Source organism: Streptomyces sp. NPDC002574 (assembly GCF_042889545.1).
GTDB lineage: Bacteria > Actinomycetota > Actinomycetes > Streptomycetales > Streptomycetaceae > Actinacidiphila.
The window spans coordinates 751431-769082 of sequence record NZ_JBIARB010000001.1; the positions used below are offsets into that span (position 1 = coordinate 751431).

The following is a 17652-nucleotide window of genomic DNA, read 5'->3' on the forward strand; positions in this document are numbered from 1 at the left end:
CCCCGCCCGATCCGTTGACCCGCCCCGGGCGGGGCCGCCTATGGTCGGGATACGTCGGCGACGCCCGGCCGTGTGCCCGAGTGGTTCAGGGGCTCGACTGCAAATCGAGTGACGTGGGTTCGATTCCCGCCACGGCCTCCACCGCCCGGACCGGGCAGGCGAACGGGTGGCACCCCTGAGGGGTGCCACCCGTTCCGGTCCCAGGTCCGTCCGGTCCGTCGGCCGTCAGCCGGCGGCGGGAGTGAACGCCTTGATGTCGCTGGAGGGCGAGTAGTTGCCGGCCGCGTCATAGGTACGGGCCCGGTACTCGTAGGTGCTGCCGGCGGTCAGGGCGTCGCAGACGCCGACGGTGGCGAAGGTGGTGCGCGGGTCGTAGCCCGAGTGCAGGACCACCGACCAGTCGCTCGCCCCGGCCGTCCGGCGCTCGATCTCGAATCCGTAGAAGTCGCGGATCGGAGCCGGCGTGTAGTCGGTCGCGGTCACGCGCACGCCGCCCGTGCAGAAGCTCAGGGACAGCTCGGGAGCCCGCTGCGGGGCGATGCCGTCGGGGATGCCGAGCCAGAGCTCGTTGGCGGCGCTGCCGTCGAGGGAACTCGCACCGAGCGTGGTGGTGCCGGCGTCGTTGGTGACGAGGATGCGGTAGTGGCGCCACTCACCGTCGGCCGGGATGGGGCCCGTGGTCCAGGTGTTCTGCATGGTCGTGCCGAGCGAAACCCACCTGAAGTACCCCTCGTTCCCCAGGTCGTAGCTCAGGACCGTGTAGTGGTTGAACTGCGGCTCGGTGTTGAGCGGCCACTTCAGGGTGACCTTGCCGGTCGCGCCGCTGTACGTACCGGTCAGGGAGGTCACCACGGGCAGCGGGCGGACGATGGTGTCCGCACTGCCCGAGGAGGTGTTGCCCGCCTTGTCCTTGGCGCGCACCTCGTAGTAGTAGGGGGTGCGGTCGTCGGGGTTGACGAGGGGGTCGGTGTAGCTGCGGGCGGTGGTCGTGGTGACCCCCGTCCAGACAGTGGAGGTGACGGGCCGCCGGTAGAGGGAGTAATTCGCCAGATCCATCTCCTTGTTGGCGGCCCAGGAGACGGTGGTCTTGCGGGTCTTGGTGTTGTACACGGTCTTCACGCCGGTGGGGGCGAGCGGCTTCGTCCTGTCGTACGTCGCCGACGTACGGGGCGCGTAGGTGAACTTGACCTTGGCGGCGCCGGTCCAGTTCGCATGGTCGACGCGCAAGGTGTGCTTGCCGGAGGGCACCGTGAGGTTGACGCTCTTGGAGCGGGCGGTGTCGCCGGTGCTCTTCCACAGGTCGATCTTCCGCACGCCGTCCAGGTAGACACGGACGCCGTCGGTGGCGGAGGCGGTGAACGTGAGGGGCCCGCCTGAGCCGAAGTCACGCGTCACCGACCAGCGGACACCGAAGTTGTTCGACGGCATACCGGCGGCCGGGCTGCCGGACCAGCTCTCGCTGACGGCGCTGTCGCAGTCCGTCCGCGCGGGGGAGCCGGAGAGCGCGGTGTTCTTGTAGAACGTGCGCTTGTAGACGTTCGTCGCACACGTGACATCGGCGGCCGACGCCTGCGGGGCGAGGGTCACCAGACCGCCGAGGGCGACGAGGGACAAGGCGCCGCCGGCCAGTGCGACGACGGATCTCTTGTGATGCACGGGGGCCTTTCGTAATAGGCGGGTAAAGACGTACAGCGCCAAGACTCCTGAGGCGGCGGGAAGGTTGCACGGCTCGGACATCTGCGTGGCACAAGGGGGTGACGCCGGCGCGGCCGGCGCGGGAACGCGGACGGCGGATCGCCCGCCGCACGCGGCGGGTCACGCCTGGGGGCGGACCACCGCGTGCTGGGGGCGGATCGGCAGGCGGCTGACCGGGCGGCCGGTGGCGGCGCGGACGGCGGAGGCCACGGCGGCCGGGGAGACGACGACCGGGACGGCACTGGCGGCCTTGGCGCCGAAGGGCGCGAGCACGTCGCGTTCCTCGACCAGGCTGACGATGCGCACCGCGGGGGCGTCCAGGGCCGTGGGCAGGGTGTAGCCGGTGAGGTTGGGCCGCTTGACGACGCCCCGGGGGGCGCGCAGGTCCTCCATGAGGGCCATGCCGACGCCCTGGGTGACGCCGGCCTCGATGCGGGCCCGCAGCTGCGCGGGGTTGAGGATCCGGCCGACGTCCTGTGCGACGGCCATCTCCACGACCCGGACCGCGCCGAGTTCGATGTCGACGTCGACCACGGCGCGCACGGCGCAGAACGCCAGGCCGACGAACGCGTCGCCCTGGCCGGTCTCGTCGAGCCGGTCGGTGGGGTGCGGACGGCACTGGGCGGTGGCCCACAGTTCCTTGCCCGCCAGCTCCTCCTCGACGGTGGTGGAGAGCACACCGTCGTACGAGGTGATCTTGCCGTCGGCGATGGAGAGCAGTTCCGCCGACATGCCGAACTTCCCGGCGAGCGGCTGGAGGAGCTGGGTGCGCACCATCTTGGCGGCGCGTTCGACGGCCCCGCCGGAGACCCAGGTGTGGCGGCCGCGCGCGGCGGCGCCCGCCGGGGGCTGGTCGGTGTCGGAGGGCAGGACGCGGACGTCCTCGATGCCGAGGACCTCCTGCACGATCTGCCGGGCGAGGGTGGCGAAGCCCTGGCCGGTGTCGACGGCGGCGCAGATGACGGTGGCGGCGCCGTCGTGCACGCGCACGGTGGCGGTGGAGACCTCGTCGGTGCCCTCGGCGCCGAGCATGTGCACCATGCCGAGCGCGTAGCCCACGCCGCGGCGCACGGCGCCGGGTTCGCCGGCGCCCTCCAGGCCGCCGGGGAGCAGCCATTCGGACTCGTCGTCGTCCACCGGCAGCGGCGGCAGGTCGGCGTCGCGCACGGCCTTCAGCAGCTCGCCGACGGGCGCCGGGCAGGTGACGGACTGCCCGGTGGGCAGCAGGTCGCCGGTGGCCATGACGTTGCGCATACGGATCTCGGCCTGGTCCAGGCCGAGTTTGGCGGCGAGCTTGTCCATCTGGCCCTCGTAGGCGGCGCAGACCTGCATCGCGCCCTCGCCCCGTACGTGCCCGGACGGCGGGTTGTTGGTGCGCACCGCCCAGCCCTCGACGAAGACGTGCGGGACGACGTAGGGGCCGGCGGCGAAGGCCACCGCGGCGGCCAGGGCGTCGGAGGAGGTGTCGGCGTACGCGCCCGCGTCCAGCAGCACCTGGGCCTCGACCTTGACCAGCCGGCCCTCGGAGTCGGCGTGGTGGCGGTAGCGCAGCAGCGTGGGGTGGCGGTGGCTGTGGCTGAGGAAGGACTCCTCGCGGGTGGCCACGAACTTCACCGGGCAGCCGGTCTTCAGCGCCAGCAGCCCGAGCGGGATCTGCACGCCGGAGTCCTCGCGGTCGCCCATCGCGCCGGGCACACCGGTGACCACGACCTTCACGCGGTCCTGCTCCAGGCCGAAGCAGGCGGCGGCCAGGTCGCGGTCGGTGTGCGGGTCGGTGGAGGCGACGTACAGCTCGACCCCGCCGTCGGGGCGCGGCACGGCGAGGCCGGCCTCGGCGCCGATCGGGGCGGGGTCCTGGCGGCCCACCCGGTACAGGCCCTCGACGATGACCTCGCCGACCGCGTCCGGGTCGCCGAACTGCAGCGGGATGTGCCGGATCAGGTTGCCGTCGGGGTGCAGCGGGGGCGCCGAGAAGGCCCGTTCGGGGTCGATGACGGGTTCCAGGACCTCGTACTCGACCTGGATGGCGGCGGCGGCCAGCCGGGCGGTGTCGGGGTGGTCGGCGGCCACGGCGGCGATGGCCTCGCCGTGGTGCCGGACGGTGTCCTTGGCGAAGACCGGACGGTCGGCGACACGGCGCCCGTGCATGGCGTCGCCGGGCACGTCCTCGTGCGTCACCACGGCCCGTACGCCGGGCATCGCGACGGCCTCCGCGGTGTCGATGGAGACGATGCGCGCGTGCGGGTGAGGGGACCGCAGCACGGCCGCCCACAGCAGGCCCTCGGCCCACAGGTCGGCGGCGTACGGGTAGGTGCCCTGCGTCTTGGCGGTCGCGTCGGCGGCTGCCAGGGACGCGCCGATGCCGTGGGGGTGCGCGTCGGCGGGCGTCTCGGCGGCGGCCGCCGAGGTGCCCATGGCCGGAGTGGCCGTCGCGGCGTCGGGGCCCGTCATCGCGCGTACCTTTCGCTGCCGCGAGGGGTGAGGGGGTGCGGGGTGCGGTGGCTGTGCGGGGTCACGCCTGGCCTCCGGTGGAGGGGCGCGGGTGCGGGACGCGGGCGGCCTCCGCGGCCGGTTCGCCGTCGGCGCCGTCGGCCGCCTCCGCGGCCTCCTCGCGCTCCGCGACGACCGTGCGGACCGCCTCCAGGACACCCTGGTAGCCGCTGCAGCGGCAGAGGTTGCCGCTGATGGCCTGCCGGGTCTCCAGCTCGCTGGGGCGGTGGTTGCCCTCCAGCAGGTCGTGCACGGTCATCGCCATGCCCGGGATGCAGAAGCCGCACTGCACGGCCCCGCACGCGGCGAGCGCCCGCTGCACGTCCGAGGGCCGGCCGTCGGCGGACAGCCCCTCGACGGTGCGGACGTCGGAACCCGCGGCGGTCGCGGCGGGCACCAGGCAGGAGGCGACGAGCCGGCCGTCGACCTTGACCGAGCAGGCGCCGCACTCGCCCTGCTCGCACCCGTCCTTGGCGCCGGCCAGCCCCAGCCGCTCGCGCAGGACGTAGAGCAGGGACTCGCCGAGCCACGCGTCGGTGACGGGGCGGTCGGTGCCGTTGACGTTGAGGACGTAGGAGGCGAGCGGGTGCTCGCTGTGCGGGTCGCCGGACTCGCCGGTTGCCGGTTCGCCGGTCCCGGGCTCGTCGCCGGCGCCGTCGGTGCCGGGGTCCCCGGGGCCGTCGTGGTGCGCGGGCTCGGCGGCCGCGGGCGAGGTGGGCGCGGTGTCCGGCAGCCGGTACTCGCCGGACTCCTCCGCGGTGCCGTCCGGGGCGAGCGGCAGCTTCCACTGGCCGGTGGCGTCGGGCGGCAGCGACCAGCCCTCGGACCGCGGAGCCGCGGGCGGTGCCTGCGGGGCGGCGCCGGCCGACCAGGGGGCGGGCTCGGGGGCGGAGGCGAAGGCCCCCACCGAGTACTCGCCCGAGTCGGCCGTCTCGTCGGAGCGTTCCTCCCGCACGACAGGGATGGCCCAGGTCGTCGCCGGGTCGTCGCCCGGCGCCGGCGCGGCGGGTCCCGCGGTGCCCACCGTGACCGGGAAGTCGGCGGGGCCCTGCGGGGGCTGCGGGGCGTAGCCGTGGCCGGGGGCGGCGAGCGGGTCGGCGCCGGGTTCGGTCATGGACAGCTGGGCGGCGAAGGAGACGTGCATGGTCTGGTCGGCGTCGTACTCGCCGTGGGGCACGGGCTGCCACACCCCGTGCCCGGGGGCGAATCCCCCGGCCTCCGGGCCGGCGGTCCCCATGGGGGGCTGATCGGTCATACGCCCGTCCGATGTCCTGTCGTCGTACTCGTCGCTCATGCCAGTGCCCTCCCCAGCGCACGGCGGGCCAGTGCGGCCACCGTACGCCGCAGCTGGAGGGCGGCGGCGGGCAGTTCGGGGGCCGGGGCCCCGTCCGGGGCCGGCAGCGGGTCGGGGATGCAGGCGGCGGCGGTGTACTCGCCGAAGGCCGTGAGGGCCTCGGGCGCCAGCGTCCGCTCGCCGTCCCAGTCGATCAGTCCGGCGACCCAGCGTTCGGCCTCGAGCGGCCGCAGCGGCACCGGTGCGACAGCTCCCACCGCGCAGCGTACGCCCCGCCGGGCCGGGTCGAGGACGACGGCGACGGAGGCGATCGCGCGGCCGGGCCCGGTGCGGCCGGTGGCCTTGAGGAAGGTCTGCGGCGCGTGCAGCAGCGGGACCCGCACGTACGCCAGGAGCTCACCGGGCCGCAGCGGGTCCATACCGGTGAGCAGGTGACTGACGGGCAGTTCCCGGTTGCCCTCGGGACCGGCGACGACGACCGAGGCCTCCAGGGCGGCCAGCACGGGCAGCGAGTCGCCGGCGGGTGCGGCACCGGCGATGTTGCCGCCGAGGGTGCCGGCGTTGCGGATCTGCGGGGGCCCGGCGGCGCGGGAGGCGGCGGCCAGGGCGGGGATGAGCGCGGCGAAGTCCGGGCGGCCCATGCGGGCGTGGGTGAGGCCGGCGCCGAGGAGCGCGGCGCCGTCCGCGTACTGCCAGCCGCGGATCTCGCTGATCCGTCCGAGGCCGACGAGTCCGGCGGGGCGCAGCAGCCCGGCGTTCACGGCCGCCATGAGGTCGGTGCCTCCGGCGACGGGCACGGCGGCGGGCGTGGCGGCCAAGGCCGCCACGGCCTCGTCGAGCGAGGACGGCAACGCGACATTGCGCATTGCCTGCCGTGCGTACGTGCTCACGCAGCTGCCCCTTCCCCGGCTGTCCGCGGTGCGGTAGCCGTACGGTACGTGCTGACAGCCCGGACGTGGCAACTCTGGCACATCTTCCGGGGTGATCAACGCGAGGGTCGCAAAGGAGGGCCCGCCCTCCGGATGGACAACCGTCCGCTTCGCACCTTTCTCCATCCTGCGGGGGAAATGGCATCCTTCACACGTCTTGCGACGATTGACCAATCCACCCTGCCAGCCCCGGACCTGCCGGGGCCGGCGGTTGTGGCCCGGCTCACACGATCGGGGGCGGGCCCTCGATCGGGCGTCCGACGACTCCGGGACGCCGCTGCCACGGCAGCGGGCCGCCCGGCGGCCGGTATTCGACCCCCAGTGCGTCAAGTCGCCCGTAGTGGGTGTCCATTCGCGCGACGAAGTCCTCGACGTCCCGTTCGGCGGGCGCGGGCAGCGGGCTCCACGCGGTCTCGGCGAACGCGGCCAGCCGCGGGAAGGCCATGTAGTCCACCGCCCGGACCGAGTCCATCGTCTCGGTCCAGATGTTGGCCTGCGCGCCGATCACGTGCGCGGCCTCGCGCGGACCGAGGCTGTCCGGTACCGGCTCGAAGCGGTAGACGTCCTCCAGGGTCCGCACGTGCGCGATCGGCACCGGCTCGTCGTCGCCCGCGGCCTGCCGCCAGTCCAGGTAGACCTGTGACTCCGGGCACATCACGACGTCGTGTCCCGCACGGGCGGCCGCGATCCCGCCCTCGTAGCCGCGCCAGGAGGACACCGCCGCGCCCGGCGTGAGGCCGTACTCCGTCGTCCCGTCCCCGGCCGGGGACGGCCCGCGTCCGCCGCCCCGGGCGCCGCCACCGCCTTCCAGGATCTCGTCCCAGCCGATCAGGCGCCGTCCGCGGTCGGCCAGCCAGCGGTCGAAGTGCCGGACGAACCAGCTCTGCAGCTCGTCCTCGTCGCGCAGCCCGAGCTCCTTGATCCGGGCCTGGACCGTCGCCGAGGCCTTCCACTGGTCCTTGGGGCACTCGTCGCCGCCGATGTGCACGAAGGTGGACGGGAAGAGCGCCAGGATCTCGGTCAGCACGTCCTCGTAGAAGCGCAGGGTGCCCTCGACCGGGGCCAGGACGTTCGGGTTGATGCCCCAACCGGTCAGCACCGGAAGGGCGGTGGTGTCGACCACGTCGGTGACGCCGAGTTCGGGGTAGGCGGCGATCGCCGCCTGCGAGTGCCCGGGGATGTCGATCTCGGGGACGACGGTGACGTGCCGCTCGGCGGCGTACGCGACGATCTCGCGGATGTCGTCGTGGGTGTAGAAGCCGCCGTGCGGCCGCTCGTCCCACAGCGGCGACTCGCGCAGGCCCACCTTGGTGCGGGTGCGCCAGGCGCCGACCTCGGTGAGCCTGGGGTGGCGGCGGATCTCCACCCGCCATCCCTGGTCGTCGGTCAAGTGCAGGTGCAGGACGTTGAGTTTGTGCGCCGCCAACAGGTCGACGTAGCGCAGGACGACGTCCTTGGGCATGAAGTGCCGTGCGACGTCCAGCAGCACCCCGCGCCACGCGAAGCGGGGGGCGTCGGCGATGTCGCAGTACGGCAGACGCCAGGACCGGCCCGGCAGCGGCGCCCTGCGGTACGCCTCGGGCCCCAGCAGCTGGCGCAGCGTCTGCGCGCCCCAGAACAGCCCCGAGGGCCCTCCGCCGTCGATGCGGACCCCCTGCCCGGGGGCCACCGACAGCCGGTAGCCCTCGGCGCCGAGTTCCGCGGTGACCTCGGGGTCCAGGCGCAGGGTGATCGATCCGTCGCCCCCGCCGTCGCCGGGCAGCAGTGCGAAGCCGGTCGCCGCGCCGAGGACGGACCGCAGCCAGCGGGCGGTCCCCCCGGCCTCGGGGCCCGCGGACAGCGTCGTGCCGGGGCGCAGCTCGAAGTGACCGATGTCGGCGTGCCGGTGCGCCTCCACGGGCGCCGGGATGAGATCCATGGCGCTCATCCTGCCGGGCGGGGCGAGATTGGCATAGACCATTCACGCCATCTTGGCGCCGGTGCTGCCCGCGGTCCCCGCGCCGCCCGGACACCGTGCCGCGCCCGGCCGGACGCGGGCAACGCGAAAGGTGCGACCGCCCGGTTCCGGCGGCCGCACCTGTCCGGGCCCGCGGCGGCTACTTCTTGCCGCTCTTGTCCTTGTCGCCGCCACCGCCGACGGGCATGGACTCGAAGATCTCCTTGCACATGGGACACACCGGGTACTTCTTCGGGTCGCGGCCGGGAACCCAGACCTTGCCGCACAGCGCGACCACCGGCGATCCGGAGAGCGCGCTCTCCATGATCTTGTCCTTCTGCACATAGTGCGCGAAGCGCTCGTGGTCGCCATCGCCGTTCGACACCTGCGGGGTCGGCTCGACGAGGGTGCCGGTGCCCGCCCCGCGCTCGGGCTCAAGAGTGCTCATGGCACGCAAGCCTAATTGAGAGACGGATCGTCCGGGTACGTGGCGACCATCGCGAGTTCGCTGCGCTGCCGCCGCAGCACCGAACGCCACAGCTGCTCCGGATCGGGCGAGAACACGTCCCCGGGCTCGGACTCCACCACGTACCAGGCGCCCTCGACGAGCTCGTCCTCCAATTGGCCGGGCCCCCATCCGGCGTACCCGGCGAAGATCCGCAGCGAGCCCAGCTCGGCCGCGAGCAGTTCCGGCGGCGCCTCCAGGTCCACCAGGCCGATCGCGCCGAAGACCCGGCGCCAGCCCAGCGGCTCGCCGTCCTCGCCGTCCCGGGGCTCCCCGGGGACGACCGCCAGGCCGAGCGCGGAGTCCAGGGAGACCGGGCCGCCCTGGAAGACCACCTGCGGGGAGCCGGCGAGGCTCGCCCACGGCTCCAGGACGTCACCGACGCCGACCGGCGTGGGACGGTTCAGGACCACGCCCAAGGAGCCCTCCTCGTCGTGGTCGAGGAGCAGCACCACCGCCCGGTCGAAATTCGGGTCCGCGAGGGCGGGCGTCGCGACGAGGAGCCTGCCGGTGAGCGATGACACTTCGGTCATGGTCAACATGATCCCGCATTACTCCTCCGCGCGGGGTGGCAATGCGGCGCTTCAGGTACTCCTGGGGCGCCCGGGACAGCCGTTCCGACGACCCTCCGGCACCGCGCGACCGCGCTGCGTGCTGTAGCGAAGCCATTACATGAGTGGGACCTCACAGCCCTGACGGCGGACCTGGAAGGCCGATTACCATTTCCCTCTGGTGCCTGCGGGGACCCCGCCTCTTTTCTGCCCCTCTCCAGGAACGCGAGAGCAATGACCGGCCTTAACGATGTACTGCTCGTCCACGGCGGCACCCCGCTGGAGGGTGAAATCCATGTGCGCGGCGCGAAGAACCTCGTACCCAAGGCGATGGTGGCCGCCCTGCTCGGCAGCGAGCCGAGCCGGCTGCGCAACGTGCCCTCCATCCGCGACGTGCGCGTGGTGCGGGGCCTGCTCCAGCTGCACGGGGTGACGGTGCAGGAGGGCGAGGAGTCCGGCGAGCTGGTGCTCGACCCGTCCAAGGTCGAGAGCGCCAACGTCGCCGACATCGACGCGCACGCGGGTTCCTCACGCATCCCGATCCTGTTCTGCGGCCCGCTGCTGCACCGTCTGGGGCATGCCTTCATCCCTGGCCTGGGCGGCTGCGACATCGGCGGCCGGCCGATCGACTTCCACTTCGACGTGCTCCGCAAGTTCGGCGCGGTCATCGAGAAGCGCCCCGAGGGCCAGTACCTGGAGGCCCCGCAGCGGCTGCGCGGCTGCAAGATCGAGCTCCCGTACCCGTCGGTCGGCGCGACCGAGCAGGTGCTGCTGACGGCCGTCCTGGCCGAGGGCGTCACCGAGCTGGGCAACGCCGCGATCGAGCCGGAGATCGAGGACCTCATCTGCGTCCTGCAGAAGATGGGCGCCATCATCACGATGGGCACCAACCGCACCATCCACATCACCGGCGTGGACAAGCTCGGCGGCTACAACCACCGCGCCCTGCCGGACCGGCTGGAGGCCGCCTCCTGGGCCTGCGCGGCCCTGGCGACCGAGGGCAACATCTACGTCCGCGGCGCCAGCCAGCGCGAGATGATGACCTTCCTGAACGTCTTCCGCAAGGTCGGCGGCGCCTTCGAGGTCGACGACCACGGCATCCGCTTCTGGCACCCCGGCGGCCCGCTGAACGCCATCGCGCTGGAGACCGACGTCCACCCCGGCTTCCAGACCGACTGGCAGCAGCCGCTGGTCGTGGCGCTGACGCAGGCCTCGGGCCTGTCCATCGTCCACGAGACGGTCTACGAGTCCCGGCTGGGCTTCACCTCGGCACTGAACCAGATGGGTGCCCACATCCAGCTCTACCGCGAGTGCCTGGGCGGCACCCCCTGCCGCTTCGGCCGGCGCAACTTCCTGCACTCCGCGGTCGTCAGCGGCCCCACCCGGCTCCAGGGCTCCGACCTGGTCATCCCGGACCTGCGCGGCGGCTTCTCGTACCTGATCGCCGCCCTGGCGGCGCAGGGCACCTCGCGGGTGCACGGCATCGACCTGATCAACCGCGGCTACGAGAACTTCATGGAGAAGCTGGAGAAGCTCGGCGCCAAGGTCGAGCTGCCCGCGGCGGGCTGACCCGCAGGGGCCCTCGGGCCCCAGCCGGCCTCAGGTGTGCGAAAGGGCGGCCCCCCATTCGGGGGGCCGCCCTTTCGCACACCTGAGGCCTTACTTGCCCTTGGCGGCTTCCTTGAGCTTCGAGCCCGCGGAGACCTTGACGCTGTAGCCGGCCGGGATCTGGATCGGGTCCCCGGTCTGCGGGTTGCGCGCGGTACGAGCGGCACGGTGGCTGCGCTCGAAGGTCAGGAAGCCGGGAATGGTGACCTTCTCGTCGCCCTTGGCGACGATCTCGCCGACGACCTCGGCAAACGCGGCCAGAACGGCGTCGGCGTCCTTGCGGGTCACCTCGGCGCGCTCGGACAGCGCGGCCACCAGCTCACTGCGGTTCATCTAGTTCTCCTTGCATGGAATCCCCCAACGTCGACCGTCGGGGAAGGCGCATTGAAGTCGCTGTTAGCGCTTCTGCGGTGCGGCCCTCACCGCCCAGGTACGCATCCTGCCCCCATTTCTGGGGGAAACGCCAATCCGGCACCCGGGAGAGTCACACAAAAAGCGTCTCTCATACGGCCCGATGACGCTGCGTCGTCACGAGGTCGCGGTAAGGCCCTGTGCCTTGGCCGCCTCGCGGACGGCGCCCGCGACGGCCCCGGCCACCTTGTCGTTGAAGACGCTCGGAATGATGTAGTTCGGGTTGAGTTCGTCCTCGGTGACCACGTCGGCGAGGGCCTTGGCCGCCGCGAGCATCATCTCGGTGTTCACCGTGCGGCTCTGCGCGTCCAGCAGGCCGCGGAAGACGCCGGGGAAGACCAGGACGTTGTTGATCTGGTTGGGGAAGTCGCTGCGGCCCGTGGCGACCACCGCGGCGGTCTCCCGGGCCACGCCCGGGTCGACCTCGGGGTCGGGGTTGGCCAGCGCGAAGACGATCGCGTCCTCGGCCATCGCCGCCACGTCCTCGGCTCCCAGGACGTTGGGGGCCGACACGCCGATGAAGACATCGGCGCCGCGCACGGCCTCCTTCAGCGTCCCCGTGATCTCCTCGGGGTTGGTGTTGTCGGCGATCCAGCGCAGTGCGGACTCCGGGCCCGCGCCGACCAGGTCCTCGCGGCCGCTGTGCACCACGCCGTGGATGTCGGCGACCACCGCGTGCTTCACACCGGCCGCCAGCAGCAGCTTGAGGATGGCGGTGCCGGCGGCGCCCGCCCCGGACATCACGACCCGCACGTCGCCCATCTGCTTGCCGACCACGCGCAGCGCGTTCGTCAGCGCGGCGAGCACCACGATGGCGGTGCCGTGCTGGTCGTCGTGGAAGACCGGGATGTCCAGGGCCTCGCGCAGCCGCGCCTCGATCTCGAAGCAGCGGGGCGCGGAGATGTCCTCCAGGTTGATGCCGGCGAAGCCGGGGGCGATCGCCTTGACGATCTCCACAATGGCGTCCGTGTCCTGGGTGTCCAGGCACAGCGGCCACGCGTCGATGCCGGCGAAGCGCTTGAAGAGGGCCGCCTTGCCCTCCATGACCGGCAGCGCCGCCTTGGGGCCGATGTTGCCGAGCCCCAGCACCGCGGAGCCGTCGGTGACCACGGCGACGCTGTTGCGCTTGATCGTCAGACGGCGGGCGTCCTCGGGGTTCGCGGCGATCGCCATGCAGACCCGGGCCACGCCGGGCGTGTAGATCATCGACAGGTCGTCGCGGTTGCGGATGGGGTGCTTGGACGCCATCTCGATCTTGCCGCCGAGGTGCATCAGGAACGTACGGTCGGACACCTTGCCGATCGCCACGCCCTCGATCTCGCGCAGCTTCGCCACGATCTCGTCCGCGTGCGCGGTGGACGTGGCGGCGATCGTCACGTCGATCCGCAGGGTCTCGTGGCCGGACGCGGTGACGTCCAGACCGTGGACAGCGCCGCCAGAGGCTTCGACGGCCGTGGTGAGCTGGCTGACCGCGGAACCGCTCGCGGGCACCTCCAGCCGCACCGTGATTGAGTACGAGACGCTCGGCGCCGTTGCCATGGCCGCTGTTCCTCCGCTGTCGCTTGTGTGCGCCCTCGATGCTGCCACCTACCCGCGGGTATGGGTAAACCGGGGCCCTCGCAACAGAACGCTGGGGCACACGCGGACCCCGGGGAAGTTTGTGTGCGTAGTGTTCACCGGGTCCGCCACCCGGTTCGCAGCCGGGGTCGCCGCGCCGCCGTCACATCGAATGCCGCGTACGGAATGACAATCGCGGATCGTTTGTTAGATTGGACAAGGCACCGGCTCGATCCAAGCCCCCGGGCCCAACCTTAGGCGCTTCGAGCGCCCACTTGCCGCGAGGCGAGCATGGCGGGTCGGTGTCACATACGTCCGGCGGGGCGCCCTTCTCCTGGAAGGGCGCCCCGCCGCTTTGTGTTCCCGGTGTTCCCGTCAGTCCCGCAGCAGGTCCGGCACGCCCTGCGCGTCGGGCAGGTCCCGCCCGCCCGACAGCACCGTCAGACGCTGCGTGGCGCGGGTCAGGGCGACGTACAGCACGCGCAGCCCGGCGGGCGACTCGTCGGCGATCTCCGCGGGGGACACGACCAGCGTCGCGTCGTACTCCAGCCCCTTGGCCTCCAGGCTGCCGAGCGCCACGACGCGCTCGCCCAGCCCGGCCAGCCAGCGCCGGGCCTCCTCACGACGGCCCATGGCCACGACCACGCCCACCGTGCCCTCGACCTCGCCCAGCAGCCGCTCGGCCTCGGCGCGCACCGCCTCGCCCGTCCGGCCGCCCGCCGCCACGGCGAACTGCGGCACCACGCCCGTGGAGCGCACCGCGCGCGGCGACTCGCTGCCCGGCATGGCGAGCGCGAGCACCTTGGCCGCGAGGTCGGCGATCTCGGCGGGGTTGCGGTAGTTCACCGTCAGCGTGAAGCGGCGCCGCGGGCGGGTGCCCAGGGCCTCGTCGCGCGCGATCGCCGCCTCGTCCGGGTCCGTCCACGAGCTCTGCGCGGGGTCGCCCACCACCGTCCAGGTCGCGGCCCGGCCCCGGCGGCCCACCATGCGCCACTGCATCGGCGTCAGGTCCTGCGCCTCGTCGACGATGACGTGGGCGTACTCGGTGCGCTCGGCGTCCAGCCGCTCCTGGCGGGAGCGACGGCCGCCGGCCATCCGGTCGGCGAAGGTGGTGACCTCGTCCAGCCCGGTGAGCTGGTCCAGCGGGTCCGCCTCGCGGGTGCGCACCTTCGGCGGCGGGCCCAGCAGCGCCTCCAGCTCGTCCAGCAGCGCCACGTCGTGCACCGACAGCGCGCCGTTGCCGGCGTCGTCCAGCCTGCGCAGCGAACGAGCCACCCGGCGGACCTCCGGCGGGGTCAGCACCCGCCGCGCCCAGCGCCCGAGCCGCTTCTCGTCCGCGAGCGCGGCCAGCACCGCGCGCGGGGTCAGCACGGGCCACCAGGCCGCCAGGAAGTCCAGGAACTCCTGCTCCTCGGCCACGTCGTCGTCGAAGGCCTCCCGGGCCTCGGCGGCCATCTCCGCGTCGTCGTAGCGGCGGTCGGCCTTGCGCCACAGCGCGTCCAGCAGCAGGCGGCGGGCCCGCGGCCGCAGCAGGTTGACCGGCGTCGCGCCGCCCAGCACCGAGTGCCGGATCCCCGACAGTTCCGCGGCGTCCAGCTCCAGACGGCGTCCGAAGGCCACGACCCGCAGCCGCTCCGGGCAGTCGCCGTCCTCAAGAGCGCCCCGGGCCGCCCGGTGCAGCACCCGCAGCATCCGCAGCGAGCCCTTGATCCGGGCCACCGCCGGATCGTCGTACGTCGTCGCCTCCGCGCCGTCCACGAGCGAGCCGACGGCGCGGATCGCGACCTGACCCTCCTCGCCCAGCGAGGGCAGCACGCCCTCGGTGTACGCCACCAGCAGCGGCGTCGGGCTGACCACGAGGATGCCGCCCGCGTAGCGCCGCCGGTCCTGGTAGAGCAGGTACGCCGCGCGGTGCAGGGCGACCGCCGTCTTGCCGGTGCCGGGGCCGCCGGTGACCTCGGTGACCGAGGCGGCGGGGGCCCGGATGACGACGTCCTGCTCGGCCTGGATGCTGGCGACGATGTCGCGCATCGTGTGGCTGCGGGCCTGGCCCAGCGTCGCCATCAGCGCGCCGTCGCCCACCACGGGCAGCCCGGTCGCGAGCTCCGGGCGCAGCAGGTCGTCCTCGACGCCGAGCACCTTGCGGCCCTTCGAGCGGATGACGCGGCGGCGCACCACACGGCCCGGTGCGACCGGGGTCGCCCGGTAGAACGGCGCGGCGGCCGGCGCCCGCCAGTCGATGACCAGCGGCGCGTAGTCGGCGTCGAGCACGCCGAGCCGGCCGATGTGCAGGGTCTCGGAGATCTCCGCCGTGTTGTCGGGCCGGATGGCGTCGTCGGCCGGCTCGACCGAGGTGTAGGCGCCGTCAGGGCCCTTCTTGCCGTCCTTGCCCCGCAGCAGGTCGATCCTGCCGAAGAGGAAGTCCTCGAACTCCGCGTTGAGCCGGTTCAGGTGCAGACCCGCGCGGAAGACCTGCGCGTCGCGCTCCGCGAGCGCCCCCGGCGTACCGACGTGGCCGCGCTTGACCGCGTCGTCCATCAGGAACTCCGCCTCGTGGATCTTCTCCTCGAGCCGGTCGTACACCTGGTCCAGATGCGTCTGCTCGACCGCGATCTCCGTGTCCCGGACCGCTGCCACGCAGGACCCCCATTCTTTTTCTTTCCGTACGTCGTGCGCCGCGCCCCGCGAACGGAGCAGCCTGCCACCGTACGCCAACCAGGGGTTTTCCGCCCAGTCAGACGCGTGTCGCCGTGGCACCCGCGCGCCTGCGGTGGCGGGCCACCCGTTCGCGGTTGCCGCAGGTCTCGCTGCTGCACCAGCGGCGCCGGCGGCCGCGCGAGGTGTCCAGGTAGACAAGGGTGCACCCGTCGCCCTCGCAACGTCGCAGCCTGCCGGCCGCGACGGGGTCGGTCAGCAGGTCCAGGGCGTCGCGCGCCACCGCGCCCAGCAGCCCCGCGCAGTCCGGCTCCGCCGCCAGCCCCCGGGTCAGTGTCCCGTCCGCCGCGCGCACCGCCCGCGGCGGGGGCGGCGGTGCGAGCGCGGCGTCGTTCAGCGCCTCCACGTCCCCCTCGTCGGCCGTCCGTCCGGCCAGCCGCGCCTCCACCAGGCGCGCCACCACGGCCCCCAGTTCCACGAACCGCCGCGGCCACCCGCCGTCCGCCGGGACCTCGGTGCCGCGCGGTACCAGCCCCGTGCCCCGCAGCCACTCCACCAGCCGCTCCGGGGAGCCTGCCCCGGGACCCGGACCGGGGCCGGGGCCGGGGCCGGGCGCCGCGGCCGCCACGAGGTCCAGGCTCGTCCGTCCCGTGTCGAAGCGCAGTTGCATCCGCGCCGCGGTCGCTCCCATCTCCGTGCCACCTCCTCCGGTGGTCCTCCCCCGAGCCCCCGGCGCGAAACGGAACCCGCCCGGGCGGGGGACGTCGCACAGGGCGCGCCCGGTCAGGAAGGCGGCAGGGGGTCGAGGGCGAGGCGGTAGCCGCGTCCGACGACCGTCTCGATGAACCCGGGGGCGGCGAGGGCCGTGCGGAGGCGGGCCACGGCGGTCTCGACGGCGTGTTCGTCGCGCGCGGCGCCCGGGAGGGCGGCCACGAGTTCGGAGCGGGGGACGACCCTGCCCGGGCGGGCGGCGAGCACGCGCAGCAGTGCCATGCCGGCCGGGGGGACGGCGTGGAGCGCACCGTCCACGACGGCGGCGTGACCCCGGATCTCCAGGCGGCGGCCCGCGACCGGCAACGGGCGTACCCGGCCAGGCAGTTCGCGGGCCAGCAGGTGGACCAGCGGCCCGAGGCGGAAGCGTTCGGGGTGGACGACGGGCACCGCGTGGGCCCTCAGCGGACGGGCGGCCGCCGGCCCGACGCACGCGGCGAGCACGTCGCGCCGGAGGGCGTCGAGGACGCCGGCGCGCATCCCCCGGCGGTCGGCGCGTGCGAGCACGGCCGCGGCGGCCGGGGCGCTGGTGAAGGCGACGGCGTCGAGCGCGCGGGCGACGACCGCGTCCAGCAGGCGGTCGACGGGGGCCGGGTCGTCCGCCGGCACGCGGCGGTGCACGCGGACGCCGACGACCTCCGCGCCCGCCCGGCGCAGCGCCTGGCCGACCCCGGGCGGCGGCTCGCCGTGCAGTTGGACGGCGACGCGCCGGCCGGCCACGCCCGCGTCGAGGAGACGGGCGAGGACCTGGGCCATGGACGCGGTGCCCGGCGACCACACCGCGGTGAGCCCGGTGGCGCGGACGGCGTCGCGAACTCCCGGGCCGAGGGCCAGGAGTTCGGCCTCGCGCAGCCGCTCCCGCAGCGCGTCCCCGAGGCCCCAGCCGTCGGCGGCACCGATCCAGTCGCGGAAGCCGGCCGCCGTGGTGGCGACGACGACATCGGGCTCGCGGTCGAGCAACCGCTTGGTCGCGGCGAGCAGTTCGACGTCGTCCGGCAGCGGGACGACGCGCAGCGCGGGGGCCCGCAGCACCGTGGCGCCGCGGGCCTCCAGAAGTGCCACCAGTTCGTCGGCGTGCCGGGCGGCGGTCGCACCGACGGCGAAGCCCGCCAGTGGGGGCACGTCCGTGTCCCGCCGTCGCATGGATCCCGCCTCGCTCCGCCCCGGGCCCGCGTGCGCGCAGGTGGTCCCGCGTCGCCCCGGGCCCCGACCCCGACCCCGGCCCCGGGCCCGCCCGCCGATCCGCGCAT

General features: G+C 73.8%; 13 protein-coding genes and 1 tRNA gene. 2 read left to right on the forward strand and 12 right to left on the reverse strand.

What is annotated here, in order from left to right:
• Nucleotides 1-66: 66 nt before the first annotated feature.
• Nucleotides 67-141: transfer RNA gene (locus ACFYXS_RS03610), tRNA-Cys, on the forward strand.
• An 84-nt stretch (nucleotides 142-225) separates the two neighbouring features.
• Here ACFYXS_RS03610 and ACFYXS_RS03615 read toward each other — a convergent pair.
• From ACFYXS_RS03615 to ACFYXS_RS03645, 7 genes are all read right to left on the reverse strand, one after another.
• Nucleotides 226-1656: a PA14 domain-containing protein gene (locus ACFYXS_RS03615; RefSeq protein WP_389243344.1), complete on the reverse strand. Its 1431-nt coding sequence runs from the start codon at nucleotides 1654-1656 to the stop codon at nucleotides 226-228.
• A 159-nt stretch (nucleotides 1657-1815) separates the two neighbouring features.
• Nucleotides 1816-4146, reverse strand: a complete 2331-nt coding sequence (locus tag ACFYXS_RS03620) for a xanthine dehydrogenase family protein molybdopterin-binding subunit (protein WP_389243346.1) — start codon at nucleotides 4144-4146, stop codon at nucleotides 1816-1818.
• Nucleotides 4147-4207: 61 nt separating this feature from the next.
• Nucleotides 4208-5479, reverse strand: a complete 1272-nt coding sequence (locus tag ACFYXS_RS03625) for a 2Fe-2S iron-sulfur cluster-binding protein (protein WP_389243348.1) — start codon at nucleotides 5477-5479, stop codon at nucleotides 4208-4210.
• A complete protein-coding gene (locus tag ACFYXS_RS03630) occupies nucleotides 5476-6369 on the reverse strand; it encodes an FAD binding domain-containing protein (RefSeq protein ID WP_389243350.1) in 894 nt (297 codons plus the stop codon). The genes ACFYXS_RS03625 and ACFYXS_RS03630 overlap by 4 nt, the downstream gene beginning before the upstream one ends.
• A 262-nt stretch (nucleotides 6370-6631) precedes the next feature.
• Nucleotides 6632-8326: a beta-N-acetylhexosaminidase gene (locus ACFYXS_RS03635; protein WP_389243352.1), complete on the reverse strand. Its 1695-nt coding sequence runs from the start codon at nucleotides 8324-8326 to the stop codon at nucleotides 6632-6634.
• A gap of 178 nt (nucleotides 8327-8504) precedes the next feature.
• A complete protein-coding gene (locus tag ACFYXS_RS03640) occupies nucleotides 8505-8792 on the reverse strand; it encodes a DUF3039 domain-containing protein (protein WP_389243354.1) in 288 nt (95 codons plus the stop codon).
• Nucleotides 8793-8803: 11 nt separating this feature from the next.
• Nucleotides 8804-9382 carry a YqgE/AlgH family protein gene (locus ACFYXS_RS03645; protein WP_389243356.1) on the reverse strand — a complete coding sequence of 193 codons (579 nt, stop codon included), beginning with the start codon at nucleotides 9380-9382 and terminating at the stop codon, nucleotides 8804-8806.
• Between the two features lie 252 nt (nucleotides 9383-9634).
• Here ACFYXS_RS03645 and murA point away from each other — a divergent pair, with 252 nt between their 5' ends.
• Nucleotides 9635-10969: a UDP-N-acetylglucosamine 1-carboxyvinyltransferase gene (murA, locus tag ACFYXS_RS03650; protein WP_389243358.1), complete on the forward strand. Its 1335-nt coding sequence runs from the start codon at nucleotides 9635-9637 to the stop codon at nucleotides 10967-10969.
• Nucleotides 10970-11059: 90 nt separating this feature from the next.
• On the opposite strand, the gene ACFYXS_RS03655 is transcribed toward murA, so the two are convergent.
• The 5 genes from ACFYXS_RS03655 to ACFYXS_RS03675 all read right to left on the reverse strand — a co-directional run bounded on the left by ACFYXS_RS03655 (nucleotide 11060) and on the right by ACFYXS_RS03675 (nucleotide 17545).
• Complete coding sequence (locus ACFYXS_RS03655; protein WP_018564081.1) at nucleotides 11060-11341, reverse strand: HU family DNA-binding protein; 282 nt, start codon at nucleotides 11339-11341, stop codon at nucleotides 11060-11062.
• Between the two features lie 195 nt (nucleotides 11342-11536).
• Nucleotides 11537-12958, reverse strand: a complete 1422-nt coding sequence (locus ACFYXS_RS03660; protein ID WP_389243361.1) for an NAD-dependent malic enzyme — start codon at nucleotides 12956-12958, stop codon at nucleotides 11537-11539.
• Nucleotides 12959-13351: 393 nt separating this feature from the next.
• The gene (locus ACFYXS_RS03665) at nucleotides 13352-15613 is read right to left on the reverse strand and encodes a HelD family protein (RefSeq protein ID WP_389243363.1); all 2262 of its coding nucleotides are present in this window, start codon (nucleotides 15611-15613) and stop codon (nucleotides 13352-13354) included.
• A 97-nt stretch (nucleotides 15614-15710) separates the two neighbouring features.
• Nucleotides 15711-16322 carry a CGNR zinc finger domain-containing protein gene (locus ACFYXS_RS03670; protein ID WP_389243365.1) on the reverse strand — a complete coding sequence of 204 codons (612 nt, stop codon included), beginning with the start codon at nucleotides 16320-16322 and terminating at the stop codon, nucleotides 15711-15713.
• A gap of 92 nt (nucleotides 16323-16414) precedes the next feature.
• A complete protein-coding gene (locus ACFYXS_RS03675; protein ID WP_389243367.1) occupies nucleotides 16415-17545 on the reverse strand; it encodes a uroporphyrinogen-III synthase in 1131 nt (376 codons plus the stop codon).
• Between the last annotated feature and the right edge of the window lie 107 nt (nucleotides 17546-17652).

Bases quoted from the DNA above. Each gene is read 5' to 3' on its own strand.
- ACFYXS_RS03620 (WP_389243346.1), bottom strand. From the start codon at position 4,146: ATGACGGGCCCCGACGCCGCGACGGCCACTCCGGCCATGGGCACCTCG.
- ACFYXS_RS03675 (WP_389243367.1), bottom strand. From the start codon at position 17,545: ATGCGACGGCGGGACACGGACGTGCCCCCACTGGCGGGCTTCGCCGTC.
- ACFYXS_RS03655 (WP_018564081.1), bottom strand. From the start codon at position 11,341: ATGAACCGCAGTGAGCTGGTGGCCGCGCTGTCCGAGCGCGCCGAGGTG.
- ACFYXS_RS03625 (WP_389243348.1), bottom strand. From the start codon at position 5,479: ATGAGCGACGAGTACGACGACAGGACATCGGACGGGCGTATGACCGAT.
- ACFYXS_RS03640 (WP_389243354.1), bottom strand. From the start codon at position 8,792: ATGAGCACTCTTGAGCCCGAGCGCGGGGCGGGCACCGGCACCCTCGTC.
- ACFYXS_RS03645 (WP_389243356.1), bottom strand. From the start codon at position 9,382: ATGACCGAAGTGTCATCGCTCACCGGCAGGCTCCTCGTCGCGACGCCC.
- ACFYXS_RS03660 (WP_389243361.1), bottom strand. From the start codon at position 12,958: ATGGCAACGGCGCCGAGCGTCTCGTACTCAATCACGGTGCGGCTGGAG.
- murA (WP_389243358.1), top strand. From the start codon at position 9,635: ATGACCGGCCTTAACGATGTACTGCTCGTCCACGGCGGCACCCCGCTG.
- ACFYXS_RS03635 (WP_389243352.1), bottom strand. From the start codon at position 8,326: ATGGATCTCATCCCGGCGCCCGTGGAGGCGCACCGGCACGCCGACATC.
- ACFYXS_RS03670 (WP_389243365.1), bottom strand. From the start codon at position 16,322: ATGGGAGCGACCGCGGCGCGGATGCAACTGCGCTTCGACACGGGACGG.